Consider the following 21167-nt stretch of genomic DNA (forward strand, 5'->3'; position numbering starts at 1 on the left):
GCGTTCCTGCGCGTGCTCGGCGACGCCCCGCCGGCGCTGGTGCTGGACGGTCAGGCGCTGGAGCTCACCGAGCGCCACGCCGAGATCCTCCTGGCCCTGTCCCGCGCCGGCAACGGCCTGTGCACCGCGGAGCTGTCGGAGCAGCTGTGGGCCGGCCGGGCGCAGGAGACCACGGTGCGCGCCGAGGTGCTGCGGCTGCGCCGGCTGCTCGAGTCCCGGGGCGGGCCGGCGATCGCCTCCCGCCCCTACCGGCTCGAGACCCCGCTGCCCTCGGACGCGGGCCGGGTGCTCGAGCTGCTCGCCCGGGGCTCGCACCGCCGGGCGCTGCGCGAGTACACCGGGGCGCTGCTGCCCCACTCCGAGGCGCCGTCCCTCGTGGCCCTGCGCCACCGCCTCACCGGGCTCCTGCGCGAGGCCGTCCTGACCGACGGCTCGGCCGAAGCCGTGCGCGAGTACCTCACCCTGCCGGAGGCCGCCGACGACGCCGAGGCGTGGGCGCTGCTGCTGCGCCTCCTGCCGGCCCGCTCCCCCGCCCGCGCCGAGGCCGTGCTCGAGCTGGAGCGGCTGCGCCGCTGACCGGCCACGGAGCCCGCCGCACCGTGCGTGCAACGTGCGTGCAACGTGACCCCCCGTAGCGTGATCCGCATCACACGATGGTGCGGACGAGGCGGTCCGCACCCGTGCCACTCGCACCGTCACGCACCAGGAGCAGGTCACCATGAGCGTTGAAACCCAGTCCCTCACCACCGTCTACGCGCAGCCGGGCACCGAGGGCTCGAAGGTCACCTTCAAGCCCCGCTACGAGCACTGGATCGGCGGACAGTGGGTGGCCCCGGTCAAGGGCCAGTACTTCGAGAACATCTCCCCGGTCAACGGCAAGCCCTTCACGGAGGTGGCCCGCGGCACCGCCGAGGACATCGACGCCGCGCTCGACGCCGCGTGGGCCGCCGCCCCGGCCTGGGGCAAGACCCCGGTCGCCGAGCGGGCCCTCGTGCTGCACCGGGTGGCCGACCGGATGGAGCAGAACCTCGAGATGCTGGCCGTGGCCGAGACCTGGGACAACGGCAAGCCCGTGCGCGAGACCATCAACGCGGACATCGCCCTGGCCATCGACCACTTCCGCTACTTCGCCGGGGCCATCCGCGCCCAGGAGGGCACCCTCTCCCAGCTCGACGACAACACCACGTCCTACCACTTCCACGAGCCCCTCGGCGTGGTCGGCCAGATCATCCCCTGGAACTTCCCGATCCTCATGGGCGTGTGGAAGCTCGCCCCGGCCCTGGCCGCGGGCAACGCCGTGGTGCTCAAGTCGGCCGAGCAGACCCCGGCCTCGATCATGGTGCTCATGGAGCTGCTCGCGGACATCCTGCCCCCGGGCGTGGTCAACGTGGTCAACGGCTTCGGCGTGGAGGCCGGCAAGCCGCTGGCCTCCAGCCCCCGGATCCGCAAGATCGCCTTCACCGGCGAGACCACCACCGGCCGGCTGATCATGCAGTACGCGTCCCAGAACATCATCCCGGTGACCCTCGAGCTCGGCGGGAAGTCCCCGAACATCTTCTTCGAGGACGTCGCCGCGGCCCAGGACTCCTTCTACGACAAGGCGCTGGAGGGCTTCGCGTTCTTCGCCCTCAACCAGGGCGAGGTCTGCACCTGCCCCTCGCGGGCCCTGATCCAGGGCTCGATCTACGACCGGCTGCTCGCCGACGGCGTCGAGCGGGTCAAGGGCATGGTCCAGGGCAACCCCCTGGACCTCGACACCCAGGTCGGGGCGCAGGCCTCCAACGACCAGCTGCAGAAGATCCTCTCCTACATCGACATCGGCAAGCAGGAGGGCGCGAAGGTCCTCGTGGGCGGCGAGCGCAACGTCCTGGACGGGGACCTCGCCGAGGGCTTCTACGTCTCCCCCACGGTGTTCGAGGGCGAGAACTCGATGCGCATCTTCCAGGAGGAGATCTTCGGGCCCGTCCTGTCGGTCACCCGCTTCACCGACTACGCCGACGCCATGGCCACCGCCAACGACACCCTCTACGGCCTAGGCGCCGGGGTCTGGGCCCGCAACGGCAACCTGGCCTACCGCGCCGGCCGCGACATCCAGGCCGGGCGCGTGTGGGTGAACCAGTACCACAACTACCCCGCCCACTCCGCGTTCGGCGGCTACAAGTCCTCCGGCATCGGCCGCGAGAACCACCTCATGATGCTGGACCACTACCAGCAGACCAAGAACCTGCTGGTCTCCTACTCCGAGGACGCCCAGGGCTTCTTCTAAACCGCCCTCACCCGTCCCGTCCCGATCGTCCGCCCGTTCCAGGAGGAGCACCATGAACGCCCAGCAAGCCCCGACCGTCCAGGAGTCCGCGGCCACCGCGGTCCCCGGCACCATGACCGCCGCCGTCGTCACCGCCTTCGGGCAGCCCCTCGAGGTCAAGGACCTCCCGGTCCCCGAGCCCGGCCCCGGCCAGGTCCTCGTCAAGCTGATCTCGACCGGTGTGTGCCACACCGACCTGCACGCCGCCCACGGCGACTGGCCGGTCCAGCCCACCCCGCCCTTCGTCCCGGGCCACGAGGGCGTGGGCACGGTCGTGGCTCTCGGCCCGGGGGTCACGGAGGTGCAGGAGGGCGACCTCGTGGGCAACGCCTGGCTGGCCTCGGCGTGCGGGCACTGCCGCAACTGCCGCACCGGCTGGGAGACGCTGTGCGAGGAGCAGGTCAACGGCGGCTACAGCATCGACGGGTCCTTCGGCCAGTACATGCTGGTCGACGCCCGCTTCGCCGCGCAGATCCCCGCGGGCGCCGACCCGTACGAGGTGGCGCCGGTGCTGTGCGCCGGTGTCACCGTCTACAAGGGCCTGAAGATGACCGAGGCGCGGCCCGGGGAGTGGGTGGTGATCTCGGGCATCGGCGGCCTGGGGCACCTGGCCGTGCAGTACGCGGTGGCCATGGGCCTGCGGGTCGCGGCGGTCGACGTCGCCGACGACAAGCTGGCCCTCGCCCGCAAGCACGGCGCGGAGATCACCGTCAACGCGTTCGCGGAGGACCCGGCCGAGGCCGTGCTCGCGCAGATCCCGGGCGGTGCGGACGCCGTGCTGGTGACCGCCGTGCACCCGGCCGCGTTCGGCCAGGCGATCGGCATGGTCCGCCGCGGCGGGACGATCGTGTTCAACGGCCTGCCGCCCGGGGACTTCCCGGCGCCGATCTTCGACATCGTGCTCAAGGGCCTGACCATCCGCGGCTCCATCGTGGGCACGCGCCAGGACATGGTCGAGGCCCTCGACTTCTACGCTCGCGGTCTGATCCACCCGACCTACAGCACCCGTCCGCTCGAGGACGTCAACGCGATCCTCGACGAGATGGAGAAGGGCAAGATCGAGGGCCGCGTGGTCGTCGAGTACTGATCCGGGCGGACGCGAGGTGTCGCGTCCCGTCCCGGGCGATCGTGAGGGGTCGCGTCCTGTCGGTGGGAGAACGTCTCATCAGCAGGACGCGGCCCCTCGCGCGTGGGCGAGGGGCGCAGCGCGGCCCTCGCGCGCACGGCCTGCGTATCCTGGGACGGTGACTCCCCGCCTCGTCCTCGCCTCCCGCTCCCCCGCCCGCACCAAGCTGCTGGCCGACGCCGGGATCGGCCACGACCGGCTCGTCTCCGACGTGGACGAGGACGCCGTGGTCCGGGAGCGCGGGGTGACCGGCGCCGAGGAGACCGCGATGGTCCTGGCCCGGGTCAAGGCGGAGGCCGTGGCGGCGCTGCCCGAGGCCGCCGGCGCCCTCGTGGTGGGCTGCGACTCGGTCTTCGAGCTCGACGGCGAGGTGCACGGCAAGCCCCTGGACGCCGCGACGGCGACCGCCCGGATCCGGGCCATGCGCGGGCGCTCGGGGGTGCTCCACACGGGCCACTGGCTCGTGGACACGCGGAGCCCGGCGGACGGCGGGACCGGCTGGAGCGGCGGCGCGCCCGCCAGCGCCGAGGTGTTCTTCGCGCGGATGTCCGACGACGAGGTCGCGGCCTACGTGGCCACCGGCGAGCCCCTGGAGGTGGCCGGGTCCTTCACCATCGACTCGCTCGGCGCGGCGTTCGTGGAGCGGGTGGAGGGCGACGTGCACGCCGTCGTCGGCCTGAGCCTCAGCACCCTGCGCACGCTGCTCGGCCGGGCGGGCGTCAGTGTGCCCCAGCTGTGGACCGCCGGCCGCTGAGGACCGCTCCCCGCCGGGACCGGTCTGCGCTTTGTAGGACTCCTACAGAAACGGCGTCGCATTTCCGGTCCGCCGCCGGGTGGTTGGGTGATTGCTCACGACGGGGAATACAGTGCATCGGAGGATTCGACAAGGAGTGAGACGTGACCGGTAAGAACCCCGCGGACGGCGCCATCCGCCCCATCACCAAGGTGCTCGTCGCCAACCGCGGCGAGATCGCGGTGCGCGTGATCCGCGCCGCCCGCGACGAGGGCATCGCCTCCGTGGCCGTGTACGCCGACCCGGACCGGGACGCCCTGCACGCCCGCACGGCGGACGAGGCGTACGGGCTGGGCGGGTCCACCGCCGCGGACTCGTACCTGGTGATCGACAAGATCCTCGACGTCGCCGCCCGCTCGGGCGCCGACGCCGTGCATCCCGGCTACGGCTTCCTGTCCGAGAACGCCGAGTTCGCCCTCGCCGTGCTCGAGGCCGGGCTGACCTGGATCGGGCCCCCGCCCGCGGCCATCGCCAAGCTCGGCGACAAGGTGGCCGCCCGCCACATTGCGGAGAAGGTCGGCGCCCCGCAGGTCCCCGGCACCACCGACCCGGTCGGCTCCGCCGAGGAGGTCCTCGCGTTCGCCGACGAGCACGGGCTGCCCCTGGCCATCAAGGCCGCGTTCGGCGGCGGCGGCCGCGGGATCAAGGTGGTCCGCAACCGCGACGACATCCCGGAGCTCTACGAGTCCGCCGTGCGCGAGGCCACCGCGGCGTTCGGCCGCGGCGACTGCTTCGTGGAGCGCTTCCTGGACGCCCCGCGGCACGTCGAGACCCAGTGCCTGGCCGACGCCCACGGCAACGTGGTGGTCGTCTCCACCCGCGACTGCTCCCTGCAGCGGCGCAACCAGAAGCTCGTGGAGGAGGCGCCGGCGCCGTTCCTGTCCGAGGAGCAGAACCGCCTGCTCTACGCCTCCTCGAAGGCGATCCTGCGCGAGGCCGGCTATCAGGGCGCGGGCACGTGCGAGTTCCTGGTGGGCCAGGACGGCACGATCACGTTCCTGGAGGTCAACACCCGCCTGCAGGTGGAGCACCCGGTGTCCGAGGAGGTCACGGGCATCGACCTGGTGCGGGAGCAGTTCCGGCTGGCCCGCGGCGAGGCCCTCGGTTACGACGACCCGGAGGTCCGCGGCCACTCGATCGAGTTCCGCATCAACGGCGAGGACCCGGGACGGCACTTCATGCCCTCCCCCGGCACCATCGCCGCCCTCGACCTGCCCGGCGGTCCCGGCGTGCGCGTGGACTCCGGTGTGCAGGCCGGCGAGACCGTGGGCGGGAACTTCGACTCCATGCTCGCCAAGCTGATCGTCACCGGGGCCACCCGGCAGCAGGCGCTCGAGCGCTCCCGCCGGGCGCTGGCGGAGCTGCGCATCGAGGGCATGCCCACCGTGGTCCCCTTCCACCGCGCCGTCGTCGCCGATCCCGCGTTCGCCCCCGCGGACGGCGCCCCCTTCTCCGTGCACACGCGGTGGATCGAGACGGAGTTCGACAACACCATCCCGCCCTTCGAGGGCGTCCCGCAGGCCGGGCCCGAGGCCGAGGAGCGCCAGGCGATCGTCGTCGAGGTCTCCGGCAAGCGCCTCGAGGTGGTCCTGCCCGCCCTGCCCGGCACGGCCAAGCCCAACGGGGCCGCGGCCAAGCCCCGCAAGTCCCGCTCCGCGCGCGGCGGCGGCACCGCCGCGGCGAGCGGCGACAGCCTGAGCTCCCCGATGCAGGGGACCATCGTGAAGATCGCGGTGGACAACGGGGACGAGGTGGCCGAGGGCGATCTCGTGCTGGTGCTCGAGGCCATGAAGATGGAGCAGCCGCTGACCGCCCACAAGTCGGGCACGGTCTCGGGTCTGTCCGTGAGCCCCGGAGACACCGTCTCCGCCGGCGCCGTTCTGGCGACCATCTCCTGAGGCGGGCGGCCCGGCCCCGATGAGCACCCGACCGACCGGCGCCCCCGGGCGCTGCCTCGTGGACCTCTCCGCGCAGGACCGGCTGCGCAGCGGCGCCCCCGCCCGGACGCCGCGGCTGCGGGTGCTCTGCTGCCCGCCCTCGGGCGCGGCCGCCGGGTACTGGCGGTTCCTGGTCCGCGAGGACGTGCACGTCCTCGGCGTCCAGTACCCCGGCCGGGAGAGCCGCTTCCGGGAGCCGCCGGCGCCCTCGGTCGCCGCCCTCGCCGCGGAGGCGGCCGAGGCCGTCGCCGGCGCGCCGTGGGCGGCCTCGGACGTCCCGCTCGTGGTCCTGGGCCACAGCATGGGCGCCTCCGTCGCGGCCGAGCTCGCCTCGCTCCTCGAGCACCGGGAGGGGATCCGGGTGTCGCTGCTCGCGCTTTCCGCGAAGACCGCCCCGGGCGCCGTGGACGCGGCGGACGACGGGGTCGACGATTTGCGGGCCGGGCTCGACCCGCAGGACCCGGGCGCGGACGAGGCGCTCGCCCGGTGGCTGCGGCGGCTCGGCGGCACCCCCGAGGCGGTGCTGGCGAACCCCGAGCTGCTGGCCCTGCAACTGCCAGCCCTGCGCGCGGACCTGCTGGTCTCGATGGCCCACGACCGGCTCCCCGCCCCGGTCGGGGCGCCCCTGCTGCTGCTGCGCGGCAGCGAGGACCACACGGTGGACGCCGCCGGCATGGACGCCTGGCGTCCCGTCAGCACGGGGGCCGTGCAGCGGCGCGAGTACCCTGGCGGCCACCACCCGCTCGCGGAGAACCGGCACCGCCTGCTCGAGGACCTCGAGGCGTGCGCCGATCCCGGCCGCTCCCGGTGAGCCCGTCGTCGTGACGACGCTCCCGCCGAGCGTGCCCGGCACGGTCGAGCTGCCGGTGCCGGGCGCCCCCGCGGACGTGCGGGTCGTGCTCGCCCGCGTGGCCCCGCTGATCGGCTGGGCGGAGTCTGTCCGGGACTGCCTGGACGAGGACGAGCGGAAACGGGCCGCGGCGTTCCGCCACGAGAGCGACCGGCGGCGGTTCGTGGTCGCCCACTGCGTGCTGCGCCACGAGCTCGCCGCCCGCACCGGCGCGGACCCGGCCTCGCTGCGCCTGGGACCGCCCGTTCCCGCCGTGGGGTCCCGGCCCAAGCCGCGGCTCGAGGACCACGCCCTGCACTTCTCCCTCTCGCACAGCGGCGACCAGGTGCTCGTGGCCACCGCCGAGCGCGAGGTGGGGGTGGACGTCGAACGCCTCCAGGACCCGGTCGCCGCCGAGCAGGTGGTCCCCCTGCTCCACCCCGCCGAGATCATCGCCCTGCGGACCCTGCCCGCCGCGGACCGGCCGGCCGCCGTGACCACGGTGTGGGCGCGCAAGGAGTCCCTGCTCAAGGCCATGGGATCGGGCCTGTTCCGCGAGCCCTCCGTCGACGAGGTCGGGGCGGGCCCCGTCCCGGGGCGGCCCGTGGCCGGGTGGCGGATCCTGGACCTGGCTCTTCCGCCGGCCACCGGTCCGGACCGTGCGGAGTCGCGGGCGGCGCTGACCGTCCGCGTCCCGTGATCGTCACCGCGTACAACCACGGGTGGACAGGATTTCTCCATCCGGAAGCCGACTACAGCGTCCGACCCGTCGGTCATCCTTGAAGCATGTCGGGCCCCCTTCGGGGAACAGGGTCCGGCGGGAGCGGCGAACAACTCACTCGCCCTGTGCCGTGCTTGCTCGAGATCCCGGAGCGGAGCACCTTCCGGACCCAGCACTCCATCACGTCAGGATCATCCGTCACGTGCCGTTGTCGGCACCCGGATACCCGCGCTGACGAGGAGAGCCGGTTCCGCGATCATCCGGACCCCGAGCGGGGCCGTGTCCGAATCGTGTCCGTCATCTTCGCAAATGTTGGTCGAGGCCCCCTGACCTGGGATTGCTTTGGTGACGTCGAACCATACACAGGGCCCAACGGGCGTTCGGGGGAACGCGCCACCGGCCGGCACCAGTCGCGAAGCGGATCTCGCTTCTCCACCGGATGGGACAGACCCATGAGAAGAACCACCTGAGCAGTCACGACCGCCGCCTTCGCGGCTGGCACCACTGTCCTGCGGCTCCTGCCGCGAGTGGGGGACTCACAGCCGTCGATCGCTCCGGGCTCACAGCGCAGCGTTGCACCGATTCGTCGGGACCGCGCCCCGCAGGACGGAGCCCTCGTCGACCGGCATGCCGAGAAGAGGGTCCTTGCGGTGCCCGTCAGCCGAGCTACGAGCCGACCCGAATGCAGAACGCCGTCCCCGCGCCCTCCTCACGGATCGAGCGCACGGCGAGAGAACGAGGAACACTATGTCCATCATCAAGGCTCCGCACCTGTTCAACGAGGAGAGTCTGTTCATCGATCTGGAGGGCGTGCTGAGCCGCCACCTCTACCTGAAGATCGAGGGGTTCAACTTCGCCGGCTCGATCAAGCTCAAGCCCGCCAGGGAGATGGTCGAGCGGGCCGAGCGGGAAGGACGGGTCGGCCCCGGCTCCGTGCTCGTGGAATCCTCCTCCGGGAACCTCGGCGTCGCACTCAGCATGATCGCCGCCAGCAAGGGATACAGCTTCGTGTGCGTGATCGACCCGCGCTGCAATCCCGCGACCCGGCAGCTCATGGAGTCGCTCGGGGCGCACGTCGACCTGGTCACCGAGCCGGACCCCGTCGACGGCTTCCTCGGCGCCCGGCTCAACCACGTCCGGGAGTTGTGCAGGTCCGACGAGCGGTACGTCTGGCTCAACCAGTACACCAGCCCCGGCAACTGGGGAGCGCACTACCGCTGGACCGCCCCCGAGATCGAGGCCCAGTTCCCCGAGCTCGAGGTGCTGTTCGTGGGGGCCGGGACCACGGGCACGCTGATGGGCTGCGCGCGGTACTTCAAGGAGCACCGGCCCGACGTCCGGATCGTCGCGGTGGACGCCGTCGGCTCGGTCTCCTTCGGTCGCCCGCCGGCCACCCGTCTGATCCCCGGGCTCGGCATGAGCGTGCGGCCGCCCCAGCTCGACGAGTCCCTGATCGACGACGTGGTGATGGTCGAGGAGCTGGACACGGTGCGCACCTGCCACCGCCTGGCCGGGCGCGGGTTCCTGCTCGGCGGCTCCACCGGGACCGTCGTCCACGGCGCCATGACGTGGCTCGCGGACCACCACGCCGAGGACGTCACCGCGGTGGCCATCTCCCCGGACATGGGCCGCCCCTACCTGGACACCATCTATCAGCGGGACTGGGTCCTCGACCACTTCGGTGCCGAGGCGCTCGCCGGCTCCGACTCGACAGCCGCTCTGAGCCGACCGCACCACCAGGTGTCATGGCGTCGGCAGGCGGCAACCACACCGGTGACCGGTTCCGCGGCCACCTCCTCCCCGAGGAGTCTCTCGCAGTGAAGAAGCTCGCCGACGCCCCCCCGGCGTCTCCCCTCCCCCCGATCTCGGTCCCCACCAGGCGCGAGCCACCGTCCGCACCGGCCGTCGAGAGGACCGGCGCGGACCTGCCGCTCGAGCGCCGGCTGGCGGATCTTCTCGCCTCGGTGGTGCAGCAGGACGACATCCCCGTGGACGCCGACTTCTTCGCCGACCTGGGCGCGGACTCCCTGGTGATGGCGCGCTTCTGCGCCCGGGTGCGCAAGCAGTCCGACCTGCCGGCGGTGTCCATGAAGGACATCTACCAGCACCCGACGATCACCTCGCTGGTCGGTGCTCTCGCCCCGGCGGCACCGCTGACAGTGTCGGTGCAGGACCGGCTGGCCGAGGTGCTGACCGGGGTGCTGGGCGTGGACCGGGTGCCGGTGGACGCCGACTTCTTCGACGACCTGGGCGCGGACTCCCTGGTGATGGCGCGGTTCTGCGCCCGGGTGCGCAAGCAGCCGGACCTGCCGTCGGTGTCCATGAAGGACGTCTACAGCAGTCCGAGCGTCTCGGCCCTCGCCGCGGCGCTGAGCGGCGCCGCGCAGCAGGACCAGCCGCAGGAGCCGGATCCGCTCGTGGCCTCCGTGCCGGGGACACCGGCGCCCATGGACGCCCGGACGTGGGAATACGTCACCTGTGGAGTCCTGCAGGTGCTCGTCTACCTCGGCTACTGCCTGCTCGCCGGCGCAGTCGCCGTCGTGGGATACCTGTGGGTGTTCCCGGCCGCGGGGCCGGGCAACCACCACTGGGTGGGCCACGGGATGGGCTTCGGGGAGCTCTACCTGCGGTCGGTCGCCCTCGGCGCCGCGACGTTCCTGCTGCTGTGCATCCTGCCGGTCGCGGCGAAGTGGATCCTTCTCGGGCGCTTCCGGTCCGGGGAGATCCGGATCTGGAGCCTGGCCTACTTCCGGTTCTGGACGGTCAAGACCGTCATGCGCACCTGCCCCCTCGCCCTGATGACCGGTTCCCCGCTGACCCCTCTCTACCTGCGGGCCATGGGCGCCAAGGTCGGGCGCAACGTGACGATCCTGACCACTCACCTGCCGGTGTGCACCGACCTGATCACGATCGGGGACGGGACGGTGATCCGCAAGGACGTGTACGCCAACGGCTATCGGGCCCACGGCGGAGTCATCCAGACCGGCGCCGTGACACTGGGCCGGGACGTGATCGTCGGCGAGGGCAGCGTCCTGGACATCGGCACGACGATGGGGGACGGTTCCCAGCTGGCCCACCGGTCCACGCTGTACACCGGTCAGACTGTGCCCGGGGGCGAGCGCTGGCACGGTTCGCCGGGCCGGCGCACGGAGACCGCCTTCGACACGGTCGACGCCATGCCCTACCGCCCGTGGCGGCGGGCCGTGTACGCCGTGGCACAGCTCGTTGCCACGCTCGCGCTGGGCCGCATCATGCTGGGACTGACGATGATCCTGGTCGTCCTGGCCTTCCCGCGCGTGGCCGCGCTCCTGGAGTCGCAACCGCACGCGTTCACCAACTGGGTCTTCTACGCCGACGCGGTGGCCTTCGCCGGCGTTGGCGTCCTCGGAGGGACGATCGTGGTGCTGGCCGTCATGACGACCGTCCCGCGGGCGCTCCAGCTCCTGTTGAAGCCCGACACGGTGTATCCCCTGTTCGGACTGCGGCACGCGGCGGAACGAGCGGTGGAGCGAATGACCAACAGCCCCGTGCTCGGGACCCTCTTCGGTGACAGCTCCTACGTCGTGAACTACGCCCGTGCCATCGGGTACCAGCAGCCCCTGCTGCAGCAGACCGGCTCGAACCTGGGCACTCTGTTCAAGCACGACAACCCGTACCTGTCGACGATCGGCACCGGCACGATGATCGCCGACGGGGTGTCGTTCATGAACACCGACTACTCGGCGACGTCGTTCAAGATCAGTCCGGTCACGATCGGCGCGCACAACTTTCTCGGGAACTTCGTGCTCTACCCGGCCGGGGCCAGGACCGGGGACAACTGTCTGCTCGCGACCAAAGTGATGGTTCCCGTCGACGGCCCGGTGCGCCGCGACGTGGGACTGCTCGGGTCACCGGCGTTCGAGATCCCCCGCTCGGTCCTGCGGGACGCCCCGCTCGAGGAGCATGCGGACCCCGCCCGCTTCCACCGGGCCCTCTCCGCAAAGAACAAGCACAACCTGCGCACGATGGCCCTCTTCCTGCTGGTGCGGTGGCTCAACGCGTCGCTGGCCGTGCTGGCCGCGTTCGCCGCCCTCGAGCTGTCCGACAGGTTCGGTGTCCTGGCCTTCTCCGCGTCGTTCGTCGTGCTGCTCGTGGTCGGGCTGATGGTCCCCATCGGGATCGAGAACGTCATGACGCGGTTCCGGGGACTCCGACCTCAGCTCTGCTCCATCTACAAGCCGTACTTCTGGTGGCACGAGCGGTACTGGAAGCTGCAGATCGTCAACCTCCGCCTGAACATGCTCAACGGGACGGTGTTCAAGCCGCTCGTCTGGCGGCGGCTGGGCGTGCGAATGGGGAGCCGGGTCTTCGACGACGGCTGCTCGATCCCCGAGCGGAGCCTCGTGTCGATCGGCTCCCGCTGCACGCTGAACGCCGGGACCAACATCCAGTGCCACTCCCAGGAGGACGGCATGTTCAAGTCCGACCAGGACGTCATCGGTGACGACGTCACGCTCGGCGTCGCCGCACTCGTCCACTACGGCGTGACCGTCGAGGACGGCGTCGTCGTCGCCACCGACTCCTTCGTGATGAAGGGAACCACCCTCTCTCGGGGATCCCTGTGGGGCGGCAACCCGGCCGACGAGGCCCGTGCCGCCACCACGTCCCCCGTCGCCTTGGAAAGGCCCCTGTCATGACCACCACTCGTGCGCTCACCTGCAGGGCCGTCGCGGAGCACTCGACGGAACGGACCCCCGGCCGTCCCGCCCTCCCCAGGACCGCACCGACGCAGATCCCGCGGTGGACACAGGACCGCCGGCCCGGTCAGGCACAGGTCGAGGTGGCGGTGCCCGAGGACCTGAGCACCTCGGTGCGGTCCCTGGCCCGGGACTGGGAGGTGGCACCGGACTCGGTCTGGCTGGCGGCCCACGCGCGGGTGCTCCAGGCCCTGTCCGGCGAGCAGGAGATCACCACCGGCTGCAAGGACGCGGCGGGCACCTGGCCGTGCACCCTCGATCTGGGCCGGCCGTCCTGGCGGGCCCTGATCCGCGAGGCGCACGTCAGGCAGACCCAGGCCCGCGCCGAGCAGTCCGGGCAGTCCGGGCAGTCCGGGCAGTCCGGGCAGGGACAGGCTCCGCACCAGGCGGCTCCTGCGGGATACGAGGTGGTCCTCGACACCGGCCAGGACGCCGGTGCCGAGCTGCCGGAGGGCGTCGTGCTCGGCGTCTCCCCCCGGCAGGTGACCGGGGGCGAGGTGCTCCGCCTGCGCTACCGACAGGACGTCCTCGACGCCGGTGCCGCCCTGCGGATCGCCGGCTACCACCTGACCGCACTCCGCCACCTGACCGCCGACCCCGAGGCGGAGCCCGCGGACGCCGACCTGGTCGCCCCGGACGAGCGGCGCCTCCAGCTCGAGCAGCTGGCCGGGCCCGTGCGGCCCCGGCCCCGGCGACGCTTCCACGAGCTCTTCGAGGATCGCGTCCGGCAGCATCCCGAGCGCCTCGCGGCCGTCCAGGACACGCGACAGTGGACGTACGCCGAGCTCAACGCCCGCGCCAACCGGATCGCCCGCGCCCTGCTCGCGCGCGGCCTGCAGGCGGAGGACGTCGTGGCGGTCGTCGCCGAGCGGAACCTCGAGTGGATGGCCGCCGTCATCGGCATCCTCAAGGCCGGCGGCGCGTACCTGCCGCTCGAACCGCACTTCCCCTCCGACCGGATCGCGAAGACGCTCACCCGGGCCGGGTGCCGGACGGTGCTGACCGAGGAGGGCAGCACCACCTCGCTGGACGGGGCGCTCGCCGGGATGCCGGCCGTGACGACGCTCCACGTCGAGGATGTGGAGGCCGAAGGACACGCGACCCACGACCTCGGCCTGGCGGTGCGTCCGGACCAGCTCGCGTACATCTACTTCACCTCGGGCTCCACGGGTGAGCCGAAAGGCGCGATGTGCGAGCACGACGGGATGCTGAACCACCTGTACGCCAAGATCGAGGACCTGGGGATCGGCCCCGGCGACGTCGTGGCCCAGAGCGCCCCCCAGTGCTTCGACATCTCCCTGTGGCAGCTGGTGTCGGCCCTGCTCGTCGGCGGCCGCACCCTCATCGTCGGCCAGGACCGGATCCTCGACGTCGAGCGGTTCGTCGACACGGTGGAACAGGGCCAGGTCGCGGTCTTCCAGGTCGTCCCCTCGTACCTGGACGCGGTGGTGGCCTACCTGGAGGGCAGGCCACGCGACCTGCCCCGTCTTCGCAGCGTCTCGGCGACCGGGGAGGCCCTGAAGCAGGAGCTGGTCCGCCGCTGGTTCGACGTGCTGCCCGACGTCAAGCTCGTCAACGCCTACGGACTGACGGAGACCTCGGACGACACGAACCACGAGGTGATGAGCGCCGCGCCGGCAGGCGATCACGTGCCGCTGGGCCGGCCGGTCCCGAACGTGCGGATCCATCTCCTCGACGAGCGGCAGCGGCTCGTGCCGCTCGGAGCACCGGGCGAGATCGCCTTCTCCGGAGTGTGCGTGGGCCGCGGGTACGTCAACGACCCGGAGCGGACGGCACAGGTGTACTCCGCCGATCCCCATGTGGACGGCGCGCGGCTCTACCGGGCGGGTGACTACGGTCGCTGGTCGCCGGACGGCAGGCTGGAGTACCTGGGCCGGCGGGACAACCAGGTCAAGATCTCCGGGTTCCGGATCGAGATCGGCGACATCGAGAACGCCCTCCTGCGGGTTCCCGGAGTCCGCGACGGGGCGGTCGTCGTGGCGGAGCGACCGGACCGGGGCAAGCACCTGGTCGCCTTCTACCACGCCCCCGAGCCGCTGGACTCCGGCACGCTGCGCGAGCGACTGGCGCAGTCGCTGCCCGGGTACATGGTCCCGCAGGTGTTCCAGTGGCAGCCGGCCCTCCCGCTGACGGCCAACGGCAAGATCGACCGCAAGCGCCTCACCGCGCTGGCGGCGGACGCCGAGCCCGAGGGCCGCTCCCTCGAGCCTCCGCGCACCCCCACCGAGCAGTGGCTGGCGGCGGCGTGGTCGCGCGTGCTCGCCGTGCCGGAGGACGGGATCGACCGCCGTGACCACTTCTTCGAGCGCGGCGGCACGTCGCTCACCGCCGTCCGGCTCGCCATCGCCCTGGACCGGAAGGTCTCGCTCAAGGACCTCCTCAGCCACCCGGTCCTCACCGATCTCGCCACGGAGCTGGACTCCAGGTCCGCCGCGGCCGGCTCACCCGCCCAACCGTGATACCACCGGAAGGAACCACCATGTCCGCCACCTCCGCACCTCCGGAGCTCGACGTCGACGCGCGCCCGGGTGCGCCGGCCACCGCCCTGGTCTCTCCGCCGGGCGACCCGGTGTCCTGGGCCCAGCAGCACCGTGACGCGCTGCGGGCGACCGTCGCCCGGCACGGGGCCGTCCTCGTGCGCGGCCTCGGGCTGTCCCACCCCGACCAGGTCGCCGCCGTGTTCCGGGCCGTCAGCCCGGAGCTGATGACCGAGCGGGAGGCCTTCGCCGCCCGCAGTTCCTATGCGCCCGGCGTGTACTCCTCGGCCACCTGGCCGGCGAACCAACCCATGTGCATGCACCACGAGCTGAGCTACACGCTCCACGCCCCCGGACTGCTGCTCCTCGCCTGCCTCACCGCCCCGGCCGCCGGCGGGGTGACCGGTGTCGCGGACTCCCAGGCGGTGCTGCGCGCCCTTCCCGCGGACCTGGTCGCGCGGTTCGAGCGCGACGGCTGGATGCTGATCCGCAACTACAACGACGAGATCGGCGCCTCCGTCGCGGACGCCTTCGGCACGGACGACCGCGCCGCGGTCGAACGCTACTGCGCGGAGAACCGGATCGAGCTCGAGTGGCAGCCCGACGGCGGCCTGCGCACGCGTCAGCGCCGCGCCGCGATCGTCCGTCACCCCGTCACCGGGGAGCGCTGCTGGTTCAACCAGGTCGCCTTCCTCAGCGAGTGGACGATCGACCCGGAGGTCCGCGAGTACCTCGTGGACATGTACGAGGAGGACGGCCTCCCGTTCACGACGGCGTTCGGCAACGGCGACCCCATCGGCGAGGACGTCGTGGCCATGCTGAACGAGATCTACGAGTCGCACACGCTGCGCGAACCGTGGCGCGCCGGCGACCTGATGCTCGTGGACAACGTCCGGACGGCGCACAGCCGCGAACCGTACGAGGGCGAGCGGGAGATCCTCGTCGCCATGAGCGACCCGGTGTCGCTGCAGGGCACGGCCTCGGAGGAGGAGGGACGATGACACTGACAAGCGGACCCGGCACGGACCACCGGCAGGACGCCCCCGGACGGCAACCGACCATCCCGTCCTTCGCGGTCGTCTCCGGCGCGGAGGTCGACCAGGTGCTGCAGGGGCACCGGGCCGAGATCGTCGCGCTGGTGGAGGACACCTACCGGCTGCACGGCGCCGGACAGACGGTGAACCCGCCGTCGTACTTCCTGCGGTTCCCGGACCGCCCGACCGGACGGATCATCGCGCTGCCCGCCTCCCTGGGGGGACCCCGTGCCGTGGACGGCCTGAAGTGGATCTCCAGCTTCCCCACCAACGTGGAGTTCGGCATCCCGAGGGCCTCCGCCGTGCTGATCCTCAACGATCCGGACACCGGCTACCCTTTCGCCTGCCTGGAGAGCTCCATCATCAGCGCCTCCCGGACCGCCGCCTCCGCGGCCCTGGCCGCGGACTGGCTCAGCCGGGAGCGGGGGCGCCCCACGCGGGTGGGCTTCTTCGGCGTCGGGCTCATCGCCCGCTTCGTCCACGCGTTCCTGGCGGACACCGGTTGGGGCTTCGACGAGGTGGGGGTGTTCGACCTGCTGCCGGGCAGCTGCGAGGGCTTCCGCGGCTACCTCGAGCGCTCCGCGCCCGAGAGCACGGTCACCGTCCACGAGGACGCCGAGTCGCTGATCCGCTCGAGCGACCTGGTCGTGTTCGCGACCACGGCGGGAGAGCCGCACGTCACCGACCCGTCGTGGTTCGAGCACCACCCGCTCGTGCTCCACATCTCGCTGCGTGACCTCGGGCCCGAGGTCATCCTCGCCGCCACGAACATCGTCGACGACGTGGAGCACTGCCTCAAGGCCCAGACGTCCGTGCACCTGACCGAGCAGCTCACCGGCTCGCGGGACTTCCTCGCCGGCACGCTGTACGACGTCATGACCGGCACCGTGGAGGTGCCGGCGGACCGGACCGTGGTCTTCTCGCCGTTCGGCCTGGGCGTTCTCGACCTCGCGGTGGGCAAGCACGTCTACGACACGGTCGCCGGCACCGGCGGCCTGCACACCATCGACTCCTTCTTCCACGAGGTGCGTCGGTACGGGTGACGGCCGCCTCCCGGGTGTCGACCGGCCGGTCCGCCGGACCGGTCGACACCCGGGAGGGGCGTCGTCGTCGAGCGCGTCCCCGACCTCGTCGTCGTTCCAGGATGTGAGACGGGCCACCCGCTATACGGACAGCCGGGCGTACTATCGGGATCTTGTCCCCACCCACTGCTACGACCGAGGTTTCCCCATGTCCTCTCCGGTGACCGGGCAGGACGCCGCCGGCGCGTCCTCCCCCTCGCTCCCCCTGTCCGACCGCGTGCCCCGCAGCCGGGTGATCCTGGCCTCCCTCGTGGGCACCACGATCGAGTTCTACGACTTCTACGTCTACGCCACCGCGGCCGTGGCCGTGTTCCCCGCCCTGTTCTTCACGGGCGAGGACGAGACGGCCAAGCTGCTCGCCTCCATGGCGACCTTCGCCGCGGCCTTCGTGGCCCGCCCGATCGGCTCCGTGATCTTCGGGCACTTCGGCGACCGGATCGGCCGCAAGGCCACCCTGATCGGCGCCCTGCTGACCATGGGCGTCGCCACGTTCCTCATCGGCTTGCTGCCCACCTACTACTCGATCGGCATCTGGGCCCCGCTCATCCTGACGATCCTGCGCTTCTGCCAGGGCCTGGGCCTGGGCGGCGAGTGGTCCGGCGCGGCCCTGCTGGCCACCGAGTACGCCGAGGAGGGCAAGCGGGCGCGCGCCGCCATGTGGCCGCAGCTCGGCGCCCCGTTCGGCTTCATCCTGGCCAACGGCTTCTTCCTGGTGCTGACCATCGTGATGGGCTTCGTCTCGGTCGCCGAGCAGGGCACCGACCACCCGTTCCTCACCTGGGGCTGGCGCGTGCCGTTCCTGGCGTCCGTGGTGATGGTGGTCGTCGGCCTGTACGTGCGGTTCAAGCTCGAGGAGACCCCGGTCTTCCAGAAGGCCCTGGACCAGGGGCAGAAGGTCCAGACCCCGCTCGTCGAGGCGTTCCGGGGCTCGTGGCTGCAGATGGTCCAGGGCACGTTCATCATGCTCGCCACCTACATGCTCTTCTACCTGATGACCGCGTGGATCCTCTCCTACGGCATCGGCAGCCCCGCCAACGGCGGCCTCGGCATCCCCTACCGGGACTTCCTGGTGCTGCAGCTGCTCGCCGTGCTGCTGTTCGCCGCCATGGTGCCCGTCTCCGGGTGGGTCGCGGACCGCTTCGGCCGGCGCAGCTCGCAGCTGGTCATCACCTCGGTGATCCTGCTCTTCGGGCTGAGCTTCGGCCTGCTCATGGACCCGGCCGCGGTCGGCACCGGTGCGGACGTCAGCACGGGCCGCGTGCTGTTCTTCCTCGTGGTCGGCATGACCCTGATGGGCCTGACCTTCGGCTCGATGTCGGCGATCCTGCCCGAGCTGTTCCCCACGAACGTGCGCTACACCGGCTCCGGCGTCGCGTACAACACGGCGTCGATCCTCGGTGCCGCCATCACCCCGTACGTGGCCGTCACCCTCAACGCGAGCTACGGCGTGGGCTCCGTCGGCCTCTACCTGGCGTTCGGCGCCGTGCTGACCCTCGTGGCCCTCTGGTTCTCCCCGGAGACCAAGGACGTCGACATGGAGAACGTCGTCACCCGCCGCTGACCCGCTCCCGCCGGCGCCGCACGCGCAACGGCCGCATCCCCTGCAGCGGGGGATGCGGCCGTTGTGCGTGCCGGCGGGGATCAGACGTGCACGTGCAGGCGCCGCGCCGCCTCCGAGATCGACCCGGTGAGGGACGGGTAGATCGTGAAGGTGTCGGCGAGGTCGTCGACGTGCAGCTTGTGGGTGACGGCCAGAGAGATCGGGAAGATTAGCTCGGACGCGCGGGGACCCACCACCACTCCCCCGATCACCGTGCCGGAGCCCTTGCGGGAGAAGATCTTCACGAACCCGTCCTCGACCGCCATCATCTTGGCGCGCGGGTTGGTGGAGAGCTTCAGCATGATGGTGTCCGCCTGGTAGGTGCCGTCCTCGATGGACTTCTCGCTCACGCCCACGGACGCGATCTCCGGGGAGGTGAAGATGTTGGAGGCCACCAGGTGGGTGCGCAGCGGCTTGACGGCGTCGCCCATGAGGTGCGCCACGGCGATCCGGCCCTGCATGGCCGCCACCGAGGCGAGCGGGAGCACGCCCGTGCAGTCGCCCACGGCGTAGACGCCCGGCACGGTGGTGCGGGAGACGCCGTCCACCTTGATGTGCCCGGACTCGGCGCGGGCCACTCCGACCTCCTCGAGCCCGAGGTCGTCGGTGGCCGGGATCGCGCCGACCGCGACCAGGCAGTGCGAGCCGGCGATCTTGCGCCCGTCGGAGAGCGTGACGACCACCCCGTTCTCGCTGCGCTCCACCGAGTCGGCGCGGGAGCGGCTGAGCACGTTCATGCCGCGGCGCTCGAAGACGCTCTCGAGCACGGCCGCGGCGTCCTCGTCCTCGCCGGGCAGCACCTGGTCCCGGGAGGAGACGAGCGTGACCTCGGCCCCGAGGCCCCGGTAGGCCGAGGCGAACTCCGCGCCGGTCACGCCGGAGCCCACCACGATCATGTGCTCGGGGACCTCGGTGAGGTGGTAGACCTGCTTCCAGTTGAAGATCCGCTCCCCGTCCGGCTTCGCGGACGGCAGCTCCCGGGGGTAAGCCCCGACGGCGAGCAGCACGGCCTGCGCGTCGAGGGTGTACTCCAGCCCGTCGTCGGTGGTGACCTGCACGCAGGTGGGGCTGAGCAGCCGGCCGGTGCCCGCGATCACGCGCACCCCCACCCGCTCGAGCCCGCGCTTGATGTCCCGGGACTGGGACGCCGCGAGGCGCAGGAGACGGGTGTTGACCTTCTCCAGGTCCACGGCGAGGTCGTTGATCTCGTCCCCGTCCTTGCTGCCCCCGCGCACGTGCACCCCCAGGTCCGCGGCCTCGGCGAAGCGGGTCATCGCGTCGGCGGAGGCGATGAGCGTCTTGGAGGGAACCACGTCCGTCAGCACCGCGGAGCCGCCCAGGCCCTGGCGCTCGACGATGGTCACATCCGCCCCGAGGCTGGCGGCGACCAGGGCGGCCTCGTAGCCGCCCGGACCGCCCCCGATGATGACGAGCTTCTGGATGGAGAATTCGCTGTGTGCAGTCACCCGGCCATTCTTGCAGGTGCCGCTCCGGCGGCGGAACCGGCCCGGCCGCACCGGACGGCTCGGGACCATGCGGTAGCTTGGGGCGGGTGGACACAGAGCACAGCGCTGACCGGGCCGACCCCTTCGAGCTCGCCCAGGAGGCCGCGGACGCCCTCCGCCGGGCCACCGGGGTCGACACGCACGAGATCGCCCTGACCCTCGGCTCCGGCTGGGGCCAGGCCGCCGATCTGCTCGGCGAGACCGTCGCCGAGATCCCGGCCGCGGAGATCCCCGGCTTCACTCCGCCCGCCCTCGAGGGCCACGTGGGCACGCTGCGCTCCGTGCGCACCGCCGCGGGCCGGCACGCGCTGGTGATCGGCGCCCGCACCCACTACTACGAGGGCCGAGGCGTGCGCCCCGTGGTCCACGGCGTGCGCACCGCGGCCGCCGCCGGGGCGCGCACCATGATCCTCACCAACGGCTGCGGCGGGCTGAACCCCTCCTGGGGCCCCGGCACCCCGGTGCTCATCAGCGACCACCTCAACCTCACGGGCCGCTCCCCGCTCGAGGGCGCCACGTTCGTGGACCTCACCGACCTGTACTCCCCCCGGCTGCGGGAACTGGCCCGCGGGGTGGACCCCACCCTCGACGAGGGGGTCTACGCGCAGTTCCCCGGCCCGCACTACGAGACGCCGGCGGAGGTGCGGATGGCCGGGGTGCTCGGGGCCGACCTCGTCGGGATGTCGACCGCCCTGGAGGCCATCGCTGCCCGGCACGCCGGAATGGAGGTCTTCGGGATCTCCCTCGTGACCAACCAGGCGGCCGGGATCTCCGCGACCCCGCTCTCCCACGAGGAGGTCCTCGAGGCCGGGCGCGCCGCGGGCGCCCGGATCTCCGGACTGCTCGCCCGCATCGTCGCCCAGCTCTGACCGGCCCCGGGCCGGGACGGGTTCCCGGCCCGGCACCCCGGCGCACCGGACGCCCCCAGGAGGCCGCGCCATGACCACCGCCCACCGCACCGACCCGCAGCTGCTCGACGCCGCGCGCGCGTGGGGCGCCGC

General features: G+C 72.1%; 14 protein-coding genes and 1 pseudogene. 14 read left to right on the top strand and 1 reads right to left on the bottom strand.

Features of this window, described 5'->3' with window-relative positions; all coding sequences use genetic code 11:
- The 13 genes and pseudogenes from CRM73_RS12435 to CRM73_RS12495 all read left to right on the top strand — a co-directional run.
- Positions 1 to 576 (top strand): annotated as a pseudogene (locus CRM73_RS12435) (transcriptional regulator); the annotation flags it as partial.
- A 142-nt stretch (positions 577 to 718) separates the two neighbouring features.
- A complete protein-coding gene (locus CRM73_RS12440; protein WP_229587911.1) occupies positions 719 to 2266 on the top strand; it encodes an aldehyde dehydrogenase family protein in 1548 nt (515 codons plus the stop codon).
- 52 nt (positions 2267 to 2318) lie between these two features.
- Positions 2319 to 3392, top strand: coding sequence for an alcohol dehydrogenase AdhP (gene adhP, locus CRM73_RS12445; protein ID WP_017834229.1), 1074 nt, complete (start codon positions 2319 to 2321; stop codon positions 3390 to 3392).
- A gap of 157 nt (positions 3393 to 3549) precedes the next feature.
- Positions 3550 to 4185 (top strand): nucleoside triphosphate pyrophosphatase, encoded by a 636-nt coding sequence (locus CRM73_RS12450; protein WP_229587913.1) that lies wholly within the window; start codon positions 3550 to 3552, stop codon positions 4183 to 4185.
- 143 nt (positions 4186 to 4328) lie between these two features.
- Positions 4329 to 6122, top strand: coding sequence for a biotin carboxylase N-terminal domain-containing protein (locus CRM73_RS12455; RefSeq protein WP_052132896.1), 1794 nt, complete (start codon positions 4329 to 4331; stop codon positions 6120 to 6122).
- A gap of 19 nt (positions 6123 to 6141) precedes the next feature.
- On the top strand, positions 6142 to 6972 hold the full coding sequence (locus CRM73_RS12460; RefSeq protein ID WP_095651394.1) for a thioesterase II family protein: 831 nt from the start codon (positions 6142 to 6144) through the stop codon (positions 6970 to 6972).
- A gap of 10 nt (positions 6973 to 6982) precedes the next feature.
- Positions 6983 to 7690 (top strand): 4'-phosphopantetheinyl transferase superfamily protein, encoded by a 708-nt coding sequence (locus CRM73_RS19955; protein ID WP_176475349.1) that lies wholly within the window; start codon positions 6983 to 6985, stop codon positions 7688 to 7690.
- Positions 7691 to 8458: 768 nt separating this feature from the next.
- Positions 8459 to 9532, top strand: a complete 1074-nt coding sequence (gene sbnA / locus CRM73_RS12470) for a 2,3-diaminopropionate biosynthesis protein SbnA (RefSeq protein WP_035926464.1) — start codon at positions 8459 to 8461, stop codon at positions 9530 to 9532.
- Positions 9529 to 12387 (top strand): Pls/PosA family non-ribosomal peptide synthetase, encoded by a 2859-nt coding sequence (locus CRM73_RS12475; protein ID WP_229587915.1) that lies wholly within the window; start codon positions 9529 to 9531, stop codon positions 12385 to 12387. Before sbnA ends, CRM73_RS12475 begins: the two co-directional genes overlap by 4 nt.
- Positions 12384 to 14927: an amino acid adenylation domain-containing protein gene (locus CRM73_RS12480; RefSeq protein ID WP_229587917.1), complete on the top strand. Its 2544-nt coding sequence runs from the start codon at positions 12384 to 12386 to the stop codon at positions 14925 to 14927. Before CRM73_RS12475 ends, CRM73_RS12480 begins: the two co-directional genes overlap by 4 nt.
- A gap of 20 nt (positions 14928 to 14947) precedes the next feature.
- Positions 14948 to 15946, top strand: coding sequence for a TauD/TfdA family dioxygenase (locus CRM73_RS12485; protein ID WP_095651390.1), 999 nt, complete (start codon positions 14948 to 14950; stop codon positions 15944 to 15946).
- Positions 15943 to 17022 carry a 2,3-diaminopropionate biosynthesis protein SbnB gene (gene sbnB / locus CRM73_RS12490; RefSeq protein WP_052132900.1) on the top strand — a complete coding sequence of 360 codons (1080 nt, stop codon included), beginning with the start codon at positions 15943 to 15945 and terminating at the stop codon, positions 17020 to 17022. Before CRM73_RS12485 ends, sbnB begins: the two co-directional genes overlap by 4 nt.
- A gap of 187 nt (positions 17023 to 17209) precedes the next feature.
- Positions 17210 to 18622, top strand: a complete 1413-nt coding sequence (locus CRM73_RS12495; RefSeq protein ID WP_035926473.1) for an MFS transporter — start codon at positions 17210 to 17212, stop codon at positions 18620 to 18622.
- A gap of 80 nt (positions 18623 to 18702) precedes the next feature.
- Here the strand turns inward: CRM73_RS12495 and CRM73_RS12500 are convergent, their stop codons facing one another.
- A complete protein-coding gene (locus tag CRM73_RS12500) occupies positions 18703 to 20127 on the bottom strand; it encodes an NAD(P)H-quinone dehydrogenase (RefSeq protein WP_095651389.1) in 1425 nt (474 codons plus the stop codon).
- A gap of 86 nt (positions 20128 to 20213) precedes the next feature.
- Between CRM73_RS12500 and CRM73_RS12505 the strand changes: the two genes are divergently transcribed.
- Complete coding sequence (locus CRM73_RS12505) at positions 20214 to 21035, top strand: purine-nucleoside phosphorylase (protein WP_229587919.1); 822 nt, start codon at positions 20214 to 20216, stop codon at positions 21033 to 21035.
- Positions 21036 to 21167 lie beyond the last annotated feature (132 nt).

It is taken from the genome of Kocuria sp. CCUG 69068 (assembly GCF_020833785.1).
In the GTDB taxonomy this organism is placed as follows: Bacteria; Actinomycetota; Actinomycetes; order Actinomycetales; family Micrococcaceae; genus Kocuria; species Kocuria rosea.